Annotated in this window: 13 protein-coding genes; 5 read left to right on the top strand and 8 right to left on the bottom strand. The window is 62.8% G+C overall.

Translation table 11 applies throughout. The features are described from left to right. Nucleotides 1-254 precede the first annotated feature (254 nt). Entirely contained in the window at nucleotides 255-1,391 is a 1,137-nt protein-coding gene (locus tag MesoLj_RS21865) for a helix-turn-helix transcriptional regulator (RefSeq protein ID WP_202322377.1), read from the top strand. 140 nt (nucleotides 1,392-1,531) lie between these two features. Here the strand turns inward: MesoLj_RS21865 and MesoLj_RS21860 are convergent, their stop codons facing one another. Further along, on the bottom strand, nucleotides 1,532-2,437 hold the full coding sequence (locus MesoLj_RS21860; RefSeq protein WP_202322375.1) for a LysR family transcriptional regulator: 906 nt from the start codon (nucleotides 2,435-2,437) through the stop codon (nucleotides 1,532-1,534). Nucleotides 2,438-2,567: 130 nt separating this feature from the next. Between MesoLj_RS21860 and MesoLj_RS21855 the strand changes: the two genes are divergently transcribed. Continuing rightward, nucleotides 2,568-3,902 (top strand): amidohydrolase family protein, encoded by a 1,335-nt coding sequence (locus tag MesoLj_RS21855; RefSeq protein ID WP_202322373.1) that lies wholly within the window; start codon nucleotides 2,568-2,570, stop codon nucleotides 3,900-3,902. Nucleotides 3,903-3,974: 72 nt separating this feature from the next. On the opposite strand, the gene MesoLj_RS21850 is transcribed toward MesoLj_RS21855, so the two are convergent. Beyond that, nucleotides 3,975-4,316, bottom strand: coding sequence for a hypothetical protein (locus MesoLj_RS21850; protein WP_202322364.1), 342 nt, complete (start codon nucleotides 4,314-4,316; stop codon nucleotides 3,975-3,977). Between the two features lie 14 nt (nucleotides 4,317-4,330). On the opposite strand from MesoLj_RS21850, the gene MesoLj_RS21845 reads away from it, so the two are divergent. From MesoLj_RS21845 to MesoLj_RS21835, 3 genes are all read left to right on the top strand, one after another. Continuing rightward, the gene (locus tag MesoLj_RS21845; RefSeq protein WP_202322362.1) at nucleotides 4,331-5,170 is read left to right on the top strand and encodes an MFS transporter; all 840 of its coding nucleotides are present in this window, start codon (nucleotides 4,331-4,333) and stop codon (nucleotides 5,168-5,170) included. Nucleotides 5,171-5,227: 57 nt separating this feature from the next. Further along, nucleotides 5,228-5,998, top strand: a complete 771-nt coding sequence (locus tag MesoLj_RS21840; protein ID WP_202322360.1) for an SDR family NAD(P)-dependent oxidoreductase — start codon at nucleotides 5,228-5,230, stop codon at nucleotides 5,996-5,998. 81 nt (nucleotides 5,999-6,079) lie between these two features. Further along, on the top strand, nucleotides 6,080-6,439 hold the full coding sequence (locus tag MesoLj_RS21835) for a YybH family protein (RefSeq protein ID WP_202322359.1): 360 nt from the start codon (nucleotides 6,080-6,082) through the stop codon (nucleotides 6,437-6,439). 71 nt (nucleotides 6,440-6,510) lie between these two features. Here the strand turns inward: MesoLj_RS21835 and MesoLj_RS21830 are convergent, their stop codons facing one another. From MesoLj_RS21830 to MesoLj_RS21805, 6 genes are all read right to left on the bottom strand, one after another. Beyond that, complete coding sequence (locus MesoLj_RS21830; RefSeq protein WP_027051844.1) at nucleotides 6,511-6,813, bottom strand: DUF982 domain-containing protein; 303 nt, start codon at nucleotides 6,811-6,813, stop codon at nucleotides 6,511-6,513. A 139-nt stretch (nucleotides 6,814-6,952) separates the two neighbouring features. Further along, on the bottom strand, nucleotides 6,953-7,939 hold the full coding sequence (locus MesoLj_RS21825) for an ABC transporter ATP-binding protein (protein ID WP_202322358.1): 987 nt from the start codon (nucleotides 7,937-7,939) through the stop codon (nucleotides 6,953-6,955). An 8-nt stretch (nucleotides 7,940-7,947) separates the two neighbouring features. Next, on the bottom strand, nucleotides 7,948-8,907 hold the full coding sequence (locus tag MesoLj_RS21820; RefSeq protein ID WP_202322357.1) for an ABC transporter ATP-binding protein: 960 nt from the start codon (nucleotides 8,905-8,907) through the stop codon (nucleotides 7,948-7,950). After that, complete coding sequence (locus MesoLj_RS21815) at nucleotides 8,904-9,875, bottom strand: ABC transporter permease (protein WP_202322356.1); 972 nt, start codon at nucleotides 9,873-9,875, stop codon at nucleotides 8,904-8,906. Before MesoLj_RS21815 ends, MesoLj_RS21820 begins: the two co-directional genes overlap by 4 nt. After that, a complete protein-coding gene (locus MesoLj_RS21810; protein ID WP_140773622.1) occupies nucleotides 9,875-10,891 on the bottom strand; it encodes an ABC transporter permease in 1,017 nt (338 codons plus the stop codon). The genes MesoLj_RS21815 and MesoLj_RS21810 overlap by 1 nt, the downstream gene beginning before the upstream one ends. 22 nt (nucleotides 10,892-10,913) lie before the next feature. Next, complete coding sequence (locus MesoLj_RS21805) at nucleotides 10,914-12,575, bottom strand: ABC transporter substrate-binding protein (RefSeq protein ID WP_140773620.1); 1,662 nt, start codon at nucleotides 12,573-12,575, stop codon at nucleotides 10,914-10,916. Nucleotides 12,576-12,590: the final 15 nt, after the last annotated feature.

Raw genomic sequence — 12,590 nt, 5'->3', positions numbered from 1 at the left:
CAAGCTTTAAACGCGTCTCTCGCCCCGCCACACTGTTTTGTCATCCCCAAACGCCCCCGCCTGATCAACAAGATTCGCAATCGGCTGGAAACTAGTCGTCGGGGCGGACGACGGCATCCACCAATTGGTGGATACGGCGAGGCCGGAGACAATGTATCAACGAGGAATTGGACAAGATCACTGTCCTAACTAGCCAACGTACCCACACTATGCTGTATTTCACCCATTGGGGCGCTTTCGGGGGAGAGCATACCTTGCCAGATAAGTTTTCCGAACTCACCGCCATGATAGGCACTTTCTACGATGCGGTCATTGAGCCCCGTCTCTGGCAGAAGGCGCTCGACGATATGCGCGGTCACTTCGGCTTCCATCTCGGGGCAATCTCCGTGATAGCGATGCCGACCGGCACTGCCGTGGTGCAAGTGACCACCAACATTCCCGACGAATACCTTGCCGGAATGCAGGCTTACAATGACGATGTGATCGAGCTTTGGGGTGGCGTTGCGCGCATGGCCGAGATGCCGCTGGAGGAGCCCATTCTCCAGTCGCGGATCACAGGGCCCGACGTCTGGGAGGGCAACCGATTCTATGAAGAATGGGTGCGCCCGCTCGGCCTCGTCGATCAGGTCGGCATCATGTTGGCGCGCGACCGCACAATGGTGGGCAATATCGGGCTTGGCGTTCACGAGTCCTCGCAACCGCTTACCGAGGCACACATGGAAGGGTTGCGCTTGATGGCTCCGCACGTGCGGCGCGCAGCGATCATCAGCCGCATGCTGGACGGCGCGGCGTCGGCCGCCGCGACATTCGAGGCCGCGCTCGACGCCACGCGATCGGCCGTGGTCCTGGTTGACGCGGAAATGGCGATAGTTCACGCGAACTCCGCAGCACGAGCCATGCTGGGGAACGGTGATCCGATCGCCTCCGTACGCGGCAAGCTCTCCTTGCCACGCGAACTCGTGCCGAACCGCCTCCAGGCAGCGGTTCAGGCCGCGGCGCGCGCAGAACATGAGTTGGGAAGGCGCGGAATTGGCATCGCGGCCAAGTCCCGCGATGGTACGGCACTTTCTCTGCAGGTGATGCCGCTCGAAAAGCGTACGATGCGCGGCGGTCTGGACCGCCGGGCCACGGTGGCCGTATTCATCGCCGACGCCACTGCGCCGCTCGAGATGCCCGCCGACGCGATGCGCCTGCTTTACGAACTGACGCCGGCCGAACAGCGGATTTTCGAACTCGTCGTCTCGGGTGAAACCACGGCGAGCATCGCACGCTCGCTGGGCGTGGCGACAAGCACCGTACGAAGCCATCTGCTGAAGATATTCGAGAAGACCAATCGCCACACCCGCGGTGACCTGGTCAAGCTCAGTCGCGAAATCATCTTGCCGGGCTGAGAACCCTGCGTGAGGCGGAGCAGATCCAGCACCTCACCCAAGGTCATGGCAATCGTCTCAATGGATCGGCCAAAGTGGGGTGTCGCGGCCCTATCTAGCCTATTGCTGCTTCTTTCAACCGGTTCGCTTGGTAGGCGTTGCTACAGCTCCCGACAAACCTCGACGCAGAAATCGACGAAGGCCCGCACCTTGGCAGGCGGATGCTTGCGCGACGGGTGAAAGGCAAACAGCGGGAAGAGCTCGCCATGCCAGTCCGGAAAGAGATCGATCAGCGCCCCTTCCGCGAGCAGATCCCCGACGCCCCAACTGATAACCTGGGTGACACCAGTTCCAGCGATGCATTCCTCCAGCATCGATTTGGGGTCGGTGAAGGTCAGCGGTCCGCTGGTTGGAACCTCGATCGTTTCCTCGCCGCGTACGAACGCCCAGTCGAATGGCGTGCCGCTGTGCGGGTCCAGGAATTGCAGGCATCGGTGCGCTGAGAGATCCACGGGATCGCCGGGCCGTCCATGGCGCTCGATATATCGCGGGGAAGCGACCGTCAGGATCGGCGCCTCGATCAACTTGCGCGCAACGAGGGTCGAGAACCGTGGCTGTCCGAAACGGATCGCAAGGTCGATGCCATCCGACACCAGGTCCCCGAACTGCTCTTTCGACACGAACTCGATCGTCAGCTCGGGATGGCGATCACAGAAGGCGCCAAGCCGGCCGGCCAGAACCAGCGGCAGGAAGAAAGGGTCGATGTCCACCTTGAGGCGGCCTCGTACGGCCGAGGCCGTACCGGAGGCGACAATTGCCGCATCCTCGATCGCGTTCAGGTGGGGTTTTACTTCTTCGTAGAAGCGTCGGCCCTCATCGGTAAGCGACAGGGATCGCGTGGTGCGCTCGAGCAGCCGCACGCCAAGACGCGCTTCAAGCCGTCCAATGGCCCGGCTGACGCCTGAATCGGTAATGCCGATGAGCTCGGCGGCCTTGACGAAAGTGCCGCCTTCGACCACCGCCGCCAGCACGCTTACCCCTGACAAGATCCGACCATCGAACGCCATTGGTCATTCCTGATTTTCAGTCAGGAAGTATCGGACATATCAGCACTTAATTCAAGCTCGCCCAGGAGCGATAAGGCCGGCCATGCGGAACCTGCCACTCGTCCCCGCGCACCTGGAAAGGAATAGAGCCATGAGCACGCAAAAGAATCCCCGCACGTTATTCAAGGGCGGCACCGTCATAACGATGGATGCTGCCGTCCCCAATCTCGCGACAGGAGACGTTCTTGTCGAGAACGACCGCATCGTCGCGGTCGGTGCAAACATCCAGGCGGATGGCGCCGACGTGATCGATGCCACGGCAAGCATCGTCATGCCGGGGCTGATCGATGCGCACCATCACATGTGGCTTGGCGTGATGCGGCGCCTGATGCCCGATGTCGACGATCTCTTCGCCTATATCGGCGTCGTCGCCGAAACGCTCGGCGCGCATTATCGCCCGCACGACATGTATGTCAGCACCAGCCTGACGGCCGCCGCCTCGCTCGATGCCGGCATAACGACGATCATCGACGCCTGCCACAGTTCGCGCAGCCCCGAACATACCGATGCGGCACTTGACGCGCTCAAGGGGTCCGGCATCCGCGCGCTGCACATGGTCGGCGCCGCCATGGACAAGAAGGCGTCCAGCGCACATCTGCCTGGCGATCTCGAACGCCTCACCCGCAACTGGAATGCCGGCGACCTGGTGCGGGTTGGACTGTTTGGTCAGTTCAATCTCGACTGGTGGAAGGTCGCGCGCGACCTCGACATGCGGATCCTGACCGAGTTCATCGGCGACCTCGCGAAGCTGCCCGCGGAAGTCACCGAGAATGGCTTGTTGGGTCCGCACAATATTTTCAATCATTGCACGCGCCTGCCCGAAGACACCTGGAAGCGCTTTGCCGATGCCGGGGTCAGCGTGACCGTCAATCCGCGCTCCGACGCGCTGTTCGGCTTCGACGACGACCGCTTCGCCTATCAGCAGGCCATCGACCATGGTCTCACGCCGGCGCTTGGCATCGACCTCGACACCGCTTTCGGCAGCGACCTGTTCGGCGAAATGCGTGCATTGTTCGGACAGCAGCGTTCGGCAATGCGCTATCGCCGCTTCCGGGGGGAAACCAACGTTCCGGGGCCGATTTCCGTCGAAGCGGTGCTGCAAGCCGCCACCATCAACGGCGCCCGTGCCGCCGGCCTCGAAGCCGCCATCGGCACGCTGACATCAGGCAAGCAGGCCGATATCATCATGGTGCGCACCGACGATGTCGCCGTGTTCCCGCTCACCAACGCGATCGGCACGATCGTCCAGGCGGTCGAACGCTCCGACGTCGACACCGTGATGGTCGCCGGCAAGATACGCAAACACGCCGGCAAACTGGTCGACATCGATCTTGTCAGTCTGGCGTCCGAGGCAGTCGCCTCACGCGACCATTTGCTCGAAACCAGCGGTTATCGCGCCAGCCTCTTCGGAGCCGCTGCGAAATAATCCGCCTGATCCGGCTGGCCGCCCAACAAGCTGCGGCCTGCCGGCCTCACCCATCCCATGGAGGCTGTCATGTCAGCACTCGCTACCCCTGCGTCGAACCGGTCGAATGCCGCGCCGGCTAATCTTTCCCGTCCCGCACCCGGGATCATCGCGGCGCTGTTCTGCGGCTATCTCTGCGTCGGCTTGCCGCTGCCGGTGCTGCCGCTGTTTATCCATGACAAACTTGGATTCAGCAGCCTGATCGTCGGGCTGGCCATCGGCATCCAGTTCCTGGCCACGGTGCTGACGCGCGGCTATGCCGGGCGCGTCACGGATCAGCAAGGCGGCAAGCGCGCGGCGGTTCAAGGTGCGATCGTTTGCGCTTGTGCCGGCCTCCTTTATTTCGTCTCCGCGCTGCCGGCCTGTCTCCTGCAACCAGCCTCGCCATCGTGGTTGTCGGCCGCCTGGCGGCCGGGTTCGGCGAGAGCCAATTCGTCACGGGTTGTGTCTCGTGGTCGATCGCCTCCGTCGGTCCGCAGCGCGCCGGCATGTCGATGTCCTGGACCGGCATTGCGATGTTCGCCGCGCTTGCCGTCGGTGCGCCGGTAGGCATGGCGCTCTATCAGGCCTATGGGCTCGATGCCGCCATGGTTGCCTGCGTCGTGGCACCGCTTATCGCCGCCGCTATCGCCTTTGGCTCGACCTCTTACATGACGCCTGGCGGCCAACGACTGCCCTTCCACCGCGTCGTAGGTCAGATCTGGCGCGAAGGTCTCGGCCTCATGCTGCAAGGCGTCGGCCTTTCCGGCCTCACCGCCTTTGCCTCGCTCTATTTCGCCGCGCTTGGCTGGGGTCATGCCGGTCTGGTGATGACCGCTTTCGGCATCGGCTTCATTCTCATACGGGTCTTGTTCGGGCATCTGCCCGACAGGATCGGCGGCTATCGCGTCGCTCTGTGGTCCATGGTCATCGAGGCGATCGGACAGCTGATGATCTGGAGTGCCCCGCATGAGAGCATCGCACTGGCGGGCGCCCTGGTCACCGGACTAGGCTGCGCGCTAATCTTTCCGGCCCTTGGCGTCGAAGCCCTGAAGCGCGTCCTGCCGGCAAACAGAGGCAGTGCGATGGGTGCCTTTGTCGCATTCCTCGATATCGCCTACGGGCTCGCTGGACCTGTCGCGGGCTTTGTGGCCGGTCAGTTCGGTTACGCTGCCGTCTATCTGCTTGGTGCCGCCAGCGCATTGCTCGGCGTGGTGTTGGTCTCCACGGCACGCCGTCGTGAAAACTGACCGCCGACCAGGCACCATCGCCGCGCACCAACGCGGCCAGTTTCAAGGAGAATTGCCATGTCTCGCATCTTCATTTCCGGTTCGTCCGCCGGCCTCGGCCTGATGGCGGGCGAACTGCTCGTCAGCCAAGGCCATCAGGTCGTCCTTCATGCTCGCAACGCAGTTCGCGCCAGCGACGCCCGCCGGGCGTTGCCTCAGGCCGAAGAGATCGTGGAGGGCGACCTCGATACAGTTGCTGGAGCTAGGCAAGTCGCCACGCGCGTCAATGGACTTGGCCGCTTCGATGCGGTGATCCACAACGCCGCCGTCGGTTATCGCGAAAGCCATCGCCTTACGGCGGATGGCTTGCCGCACGTCTTCGCCATCAACACATTGTCGGCCTATATCCTGACCGCCTTGATCGAGCGACCACACCGGCTGGTCTTCCTCAGTTCAGGCATGCACCATCATGCGGACGCCAATCTTGACGATATCCTCTGGCGCAAGCGCCGCTGGAACGGTTCGACCGCCTATGCCGAGAGCAAATTGCATGATGCGATGCTGGCATTCGCGGTAGCCCGTCGCTGGCCCGACGTGCTGTCGAACGCGCTCGAACCGGGCTGGGTACCCACAAGAATGGGTGGCCCCGGCGCGCCCGACGATATGATGCAGGCGCACTTGACGCAGGCCTGGCTCGCTACCAGCGACGAACCGCAAGCCAATGCAACCGGCCGCTATTTCTATCATCTGCGTCCGCTGGCCGCCAACCGCCAGGCCGACGACAAGGCGCTTCAGGATCATCTGCTTGAAATCTGCGCCGAGCTTTCCGGCATCACTCTGCCTGCCTGATCCAGAACATTCCGTGAGCTGTCACGAATACAAAGGGGCATTCTACGGGTAGGATCTGGTCGAAGCAGAGGCGAAGCCGGCATGGGCGATTCGGCAGCAAGAAAACCAGTCTACGATCCGCAGGATCTCGAGCCGCTGCTGATTTCGCGCCAGCATGCCGGAGATGTCGATGGCATGACCGCTTTGTTCGAACCCGATGCGGTGATCGACTGCGGCGGCGGACGTTTTCTGCGCGGCCGCGAAGCCATTCGCCGCTACTATGCCGAGATCCTCGCGTCAGGACGGAAGTTTGCCGTGGGAGAACAGCGGCCTGCGCTTATTTGCGGCGACCTGGCACTCACCTCGACCCTTCTTCCCGATGGCGACATAACCAGCGAAGTAGCACGGCGGCAAAGCGACGGCTCGTGGCTTTGGGTGATCGACCGTTATTCCGTCGCTTGAGCGTACAGATAAACCGCCATTATGGACGCGGTCCATAACGTTCAGCAATGACGTCCAGCAGTCCGACGCGTCTATCGCCGCAGCGCGTATACGCCTGCCATGGTTTCGCCGGCGACAGGCAACGCCATGTCATCGTCCAGAAGGCGCGTGATCCGGGCAAAGCCCGTGAATGCCTTCCTTGCCTCTTCAGCCGACATTTGTCCCGACAGGGCGGCCGAGCAGCAATTCAACGCGCACTGATACACAGGTCCACGTCGTCCCGTCGGCCATTTACGCAAGAAAACCATCGCCTCGGCGACACTATCCACTTCTTCTACAGGGTGTCCCTGCCCGCGCGAGATCCGCACGGGCGAAAAGAAATGCAGGTAGTCCATCGTTTCCTCCCGGTCGATCGCGATGCGCCCGATCGAACCCATTGAAACGCGCTGCATCGCGGTCGGTTCCATGCAAAAAACGGAATCGTTAAAAATCTTTTGGCCGAATGCGATCCCCGTTACGAGGATGACCCTTCGGCTACACCGTCGGGAAGTGGCAGGCAACTTTCCGGCCGGGCCGATACTCCCTCAGATCCGGCCGCTCCGTACGGCAGCGCTCGACCGCGATCGGGCATCGAGGGTGGAAACGGCAGCCGGATGGCGGCTTGAGCGGGCTCGGCACATCGCCGGTGAGGATGATGCGCTTGCGCGTCCCGCTCGGCGTCGTCTCGACCACGGGCACCGCCGAGATCAGCGCCTGGCTGTAAGGGTGGGCCGGGGCCGCGAACACCTCTTCCGCCGGCCCTTCCTCGACGATCGAGCCGAGATACATGACCGCGATGCGGGTCGACACTTGGCGCACCACCGAGAGATCGTGGGCGATGAAGATGTAGGTGAGGTTGAGCTTCTCCTGCAGGTCGGCGAGCAGGTTGACGATCTGCGCCTGCACCGACACATCGAGCGCGGAGACCGGCTCGTCCAGCACGACAAGATCGGGGTTCAACGCGATGGCCCGCGCGATGCCGACACGCTGGCGCTGCCCGCCGGAGAATTCGTGCGGATACCGCATGACATGATCCGGCAGCAACCCGACGAGGTCGAACAGTTCGGCGACGCGCGCGGTGATCTCGCGTGACGAAAGCTTGCCATGGATGCGCAGCGGCTCGGCCACCAGATCGCCGACACGCCGGCGCGGATTGAGCGAGGCAGACGGATCCTGGAAGACCATTTGCAGGCGCCGCCGCAACGGCCTCAGTTCGGACAGCGATTTTTTGGTGATGTCGTCGCCTTCGAAGAGAAGCTTGCCGTCCGTAATGTCGTAGAGCCTCACCAGGCAGCGCGCCAGAGTGGACTTGCCACACCCGGACTCGCCGACCAGCCCGACCGTCTCGCCGCGCCGCACGCTCAGCGAAACATTGTCGACCGCATGTACGGTTCGCATGCCCTCGGCGGAAAAGCGGGTGCCGATCGAAAAACGCTTTCCCAGCGAACGCGTCTCGAGAATCGGGCGGTCTTTGTCGGTCATGGGTCCGCTCATGCCTGTGCCACCCGAAAGCATGCCGCAGCGTGGGTACCGGCCCCAAGGTCGGGCTTGCCGGTCACGCAGGGTTCGTAATGCACTGGGCAACGCGGGCCGAACGCACAGCCTTGCGGCAATCGAAGCAGCGATGGCGGCGAGCCGGGGATGGCAGGCAGGCGGCGCGGCTTGTCGCCGGTCAGCGGCGGGATCGAACCGAGCAGCGCCCGCGTATAGGGGTGTCGCGGATCGGAAAACAGCTCCATCCGGCTGCCGCGTTCCACCACGCGGCCCGCGTACATGACCATCACCCGGTCGGCGAGTTCGGAGACCACGCCCATGTCGTGCGTGATGAAGACGACAGCTGATTTGTGTGTCGCGCGCAGCTTGCGCACCAGGTCGAGAATGCCGGCCTGCACCGTGACGTCGAGCGCCGTGGTTGGCTCGTCCGCCACTAGCAGCGCCGGATTGCAGGACAAAGCCATTGCGATCACCGCCCGCTGCCGCATGCCGCCCGAAAGCTGGTGCGGGTAGCGCGACATCGCCTCGTGCGGGTTGGGAAAATTCACCTCGGCCAGCAGTTCTTCCACCCGCTCCATCGCCTTGGCCTTGCTGACGGTGCGATGCGCGCGGATCTGTTCGGCGATCTGCCAGCCGATCGTGTAGACAGGCGTCAGCGCCGTCATCGGATCCTGGAAGATCATCGCGATCTCGTTGCCGCGTAAACGACGAAGCTCCCGCGCGGGCAGCCCCACCAGCTCGCGGCCCTTGTAGCGGATCGAGCCTTCGATGGTGGCGTTGGGATCGGTGATGAGGCCCATCACGGCCAGCAGCGACACCGTCTTGCCGGAGCCGGACTCGCCGACGACACCGAGGATCTCGCTTTCCGCGAGGTCGAAGGAAACGCCGTCGATCGCCCGCACAAGGCCGTCATTGGTGCGGAAGGATACTTTGAGGTCGCGCACCGACAGTATCATGATGTCCTCAGGCGCGGATCGAGAAGGATGTAGATGAAATCGACGACAGCGTTGGCGATCACCACGAACATGGAAGCATACATCACCGTTGCCATGATCATCGGCAGATCGAGGTTCTGCAGTGCGTCATAGGTGAGCTTGCCTATACCGTGCAACCCGAACACCACCTCGGTCAGCAGCGCCGAGCCTCCCACCAGTGCGCCGAAGTCGAGGCCGAACAAGGTGACGAAGGCAATGAGCGACGTGCGCAAGGCATGGCGCAGCAGGATGCGCGTCTCCGACAGCCCCTTGGCCCGGGCCGTGCGGATATAGTCTTCCTGCAGGGATTCGATGATAGCCGCGCGCAGCACGCGCCCATAGATGCCGATGTAGAGGATAGCCAGCGTGATCCATGGAATGATCAGCGTCAGGAACCAGCCCTTGGGATCGTCGGAGAAATTCTTGTAGCCGAGCGGTGGCACCCAGGAGAACGCCCAACTGTCATGGTAGCGGCTCTGGGTGATCAGGTTCATCACCTCGCCCAGCCAGTAGACCGGCATGGAAATGCCGAGCAGCCCCAGCGCCATCAGAAGCTTGTCCAGCCAGCTGTCGCGGGTGGCTGCGGCGACGATGCCGATGATGATGGAGACAACCACCCACAGGATCGCAGCCCCGAACACCAGCGAGAGCGTGACGGGAATGGAATCCATGACCGCCGGCACCACCTTCCAGCCACGATTGACGAACGAGGTCAGGTCGCCCGTGACGAAGATCTTCTCCATCATCTTCACATATTGCACGTAGAGAGGCCGGTCGAAGCCGAAGCTGTGGCGCACCGCCTCCAGCACTTCGGGCGACGCATTGCGGCCGGCGATGCGCGCGGCCGGGTCGGCGCCCGGCGTCGCGAAAAAGATCAGGAAGACGATGACCGAGATGCCGAACATGACGAACAGCATCTGACCGAAACGGCGCAGGATGGCGTAGATCATCAGTCGCGCCCCAGCCGAACCTTGGAGCGCGGGTCGAGCGCGTCGCGCAGCCCGTCACCGAAGACATTGAGCGCCATGACCGAAACCGCGATCGCCAGGCCCGGAACCAGCGCCACCAGCGGCCTGGTGTAAAGCAGCGCCTGTCCGTCCTGGATGATGGTGCCCCAGCTCGCCGCCGGCGGCTGCACGCCGATCGACAGGAAGGAGAGTGCTGATTCCGTCAGCATGTTCAGCGCCATCATCAGAGGCACGAAAACGATGAGCGTGGTGGTGATGTTGGGCAGGATATCGCGCCACAGGATGCGCCATCCCGGTACGCCCAGATTGATCGCGGCGAGCACGAACTCGCTGTGGCGCAGCGACAGGACCTGCCCGCGTATCGGTCGAGCCACATAGGGCACGTAGACGATGCCGATGATGATGACCGGCAACCACAGGCTGCCGGACTCGATATCTATCGGCCCGATCCTGATCCCCTGCGCGATGGTGACGATGGAAAGCGAAATCGCCAGCAGGTAGATCGGAAACGCCCACAGGACATCCAGCAAGCGCGACAGCACCGTGTCGGTGACGCCGCCGAAATAGCCGGCGATCAGTCCCGCCGCCGTGCCGATGATCAGCGTGAAGATGGTGGCCGCCCCGGAGATCAGCAGCGAGCTCAGCCCGCCATAGAGCATCCGGGCCATGACATCGCGCCCCTGACTGTCGGCGCCGAGGAAATAGTTGCCGAGCCGCCAGGTCGGACCGATCGGCGTGTAGCCGAGCCCGAGCCCCTCGGTCGATTGTTCCATCACCGGGACGTCGGCACCGTCGATCTGGATGACGGCGTCGAGCGTCGAGGCGAAGGGGTCCACGCCTGCCCATTGCGCATAGAGAGGTGCACTGAGGCAGGCAAGGACGATGAGGAGGAACACGGCCAGGGACGCCATCGCGGCCCTGTCCCTTGCCAACTTCGCAAACGCGACGGCCCAGGGCCCTCGCGTCTTGCGCGGCATGGCGACAGCTTGGTTCGACACGGACGTGTCCCTCCAAAGGTCGTTACTGCACCCAGGACTGGGTGATCATCCAGTTGAACTGCCGGTTGAACTTGAAATTGCCAACCCGTTTGCTGACGAAGTCAAGCCGCTTCGGCGTGAAGAGGCCGACGGCCGGTGCCTTGTCCGTGACTTGCTTGTCGATTTCGGCCCACAATTTGTCGGCGGCTTTCTGGTCGGTCACGCCAAGGTCCAGCGCCTTTTGCATCTTGGCATCGATATCCTTGTCGCAGAAGCCGGCGATGTTGATCGAAGCATCCGAACCTTCACGGAAGGAAGCGCAGCTGAACAGGATGTTCAGGAAGTCCGAAGCCGCCGGATAGTCCTTGTACCATTGGGTGACGGACATCTGCACTTTGTTGTTGGTGTTCTGGATGTAGGTGAACTGGATATTGGACGAGATCGGCTTGACGTCGGCCACATAGCCGATGGTCGTCAGCACACTCTGCAGATAGACGCCGATCGACCGAGAAATGGCGGTATCCTCGACGATGATGGTCACCTTCTGGCCCTTGGTTCCCGATTCCTCGACGAGCTGCTTGGCCTTGTCGAGATCAGGTGCCGACCATTTGGCGCCGGGGTCCTTGGTGAAGGGGCAATAGTCTTCATGGCCGGGGAAGTCCGGCGGCAGGACCTGGCAGACCGGCGAGGCCAGCACCTTGCCGCCGAACAGCTTGACCAGTGTGTTGCGGTCGATCGCATAGGCAACGGCCTGGCGCGCCTTTTCATTGTCGAATGGAGCAAGGCGGTTGTTCAGCGGGGCGTACCACCAGGCCGAAAGCGGCGAGATGTGCAACTGGTCCATGGACTTGCTGCCAAGTTCGCCCAGGCGGTCGCTCGGCAATGCGTCGAACATCCAGTCCGCTTCGCCGTTCTGGATCGCGGTGACGGCCGCTTCCTCGGACAGGCCGAAATCATATTGGACAACGTCCGGATAGCCGTCCGGCTGCGCCTCCTCGCTCCACTGCTTGAAATTGGGATTGCGCGAAACCGTCATGCCTTTGTTGGGGTCGAAGGCGGAGATCATGTACGGACCGGTGCTGGGGATGGGCTTGGAGCCCATGTCTTCGGCTGGCGTATCCGCCGGCAGGACCACGGCATGTGGCAAGGCAAGCTTGTAGAGGATTTCGGCGTCGGGCTTGGTGAGGTTGACGGTGATGGTGCCGGCCGCCTCATCGCCGACAACGCCGCCTTCCAGCGTGCAGCCCTTGGTGTCGGCCAGGCATTTGTCGGCGCCGACGATGCCGGCATAGAACGTGCCGGAGGTCGGCCCTGAAACCTTGAAGATGCGCTGGAATGAGGCGACGACATCCTTCACGCCAAGATCCTGGCCGCTGGAGAACTTGATGCCCTTGCGCAGCTTGAAGGTGAAGGTCTTGCCGTCATTGGTGACCTCGGGCAGCGCCTCGGCCAGGTCGGGGACGATGGTGAAGCCGTCCATGCCCTCGGCCTTGCGGAAGGCCACGAGCCCGTCATAGATCGGCTGGTACATCTGCCAGCCCTGGTCGGTGTAGTTGATGTGCGGGTCGAGCGTTCCCGCCGCGGAGCGCGCCAGAAGGCGGATGGTGCCGCCTCGGTGCTCCTTGAGATATTCGGCCTGTGCCGGGGCCAACCATGTGCCGGCCAGCAATGCCGCGGCTGATGCCGCCAGAAGCAGTTTCTTCATGTCTTGATTCCCCTT

Source organism: Mesorhizobium sp. 113-3-9 (assembly GCF_016756515.1).
Taxonomy (GTDB): domain Bacteria; phylum Pseudomonadota; class Alphaproteobacteria; order Rhizobiales; family Rhizobiaceae; genus Mesorhizobium.
Note: the sequence above shows the minus strand (reverse complement) of the source record. Positions and strands in the feature narration are given on the sequence as shown.

Excerpts from the sequence above, each read along its gene's own strand:
- MesoLj_RS21860 (WP_202322375.1), bottom strand. The coding sequence starts at position 2,437 with ATGGCGTTCGATGGTCGGATCTTGTCAGGGGTAAGCGTGCTGGCGGCG.
- MesoLj_RS21855 (WP_202322373.1), top strand. The coding sequence starts at position 2,568 with ATGAGCACGCAAAAGAATCCCCGCACGTTATTCAAGGGCGGCACCGTC.
- MesoLj_RS21840 (WP_202322360.1), top strand. The coding sequence starts at position 5,228 with ATGTCTCGCATCTTCATTTCCGGTTCGTCCGCCGGCCTCGGCCTGATG.
- MesoLj_RS21835 (WP_202322359.1), top strand. The coding sequence starts at position 6,080 with ATGGGCGATTCGGCAGCAAGAAAACCAGTCTACGATCCGCAGGATCTC.
- MesoLj_RS21830 (WP_027051844.1), bottom strand. The coding sequence starts at position 6,813 with ATGGACTACCTGCATTTCTTTTCGCCCGTGCGGATCTCGCGCGGGCAG.
- MesoLj_RS21825 (WP_202322358.1), bottom strand. The coding sequence starts at position 7,939 with ATGACCGACAAAGACCGCCCGATTCTCGAGACGCGTTCGCTGGGAAAG.
- MesoLj_RS21820 (WP_202322357.1), bottom strand. The coding sequence starts at position 8,907 with ATGATACTGTCGGTGCGCGACCTCAAAGTATCCTTCCGCACCAATGAC.
- MesoLj_RS21815 (WP_202322356.1), bottom strand. The coding sequence starts at position 9,875 with ATGATCTACGCCATCCTGCGCCGTTTCGGTCAGATGCTGTTCGTCATG.
- MesoLj_RS21805 (WP_140773620.1), bottom strand. The coding sequence starts at position 12,575 with ATGAAGAAACTGCTTCTGGCGGCATCAGCCGCGGCATTGCTGGCCGGC.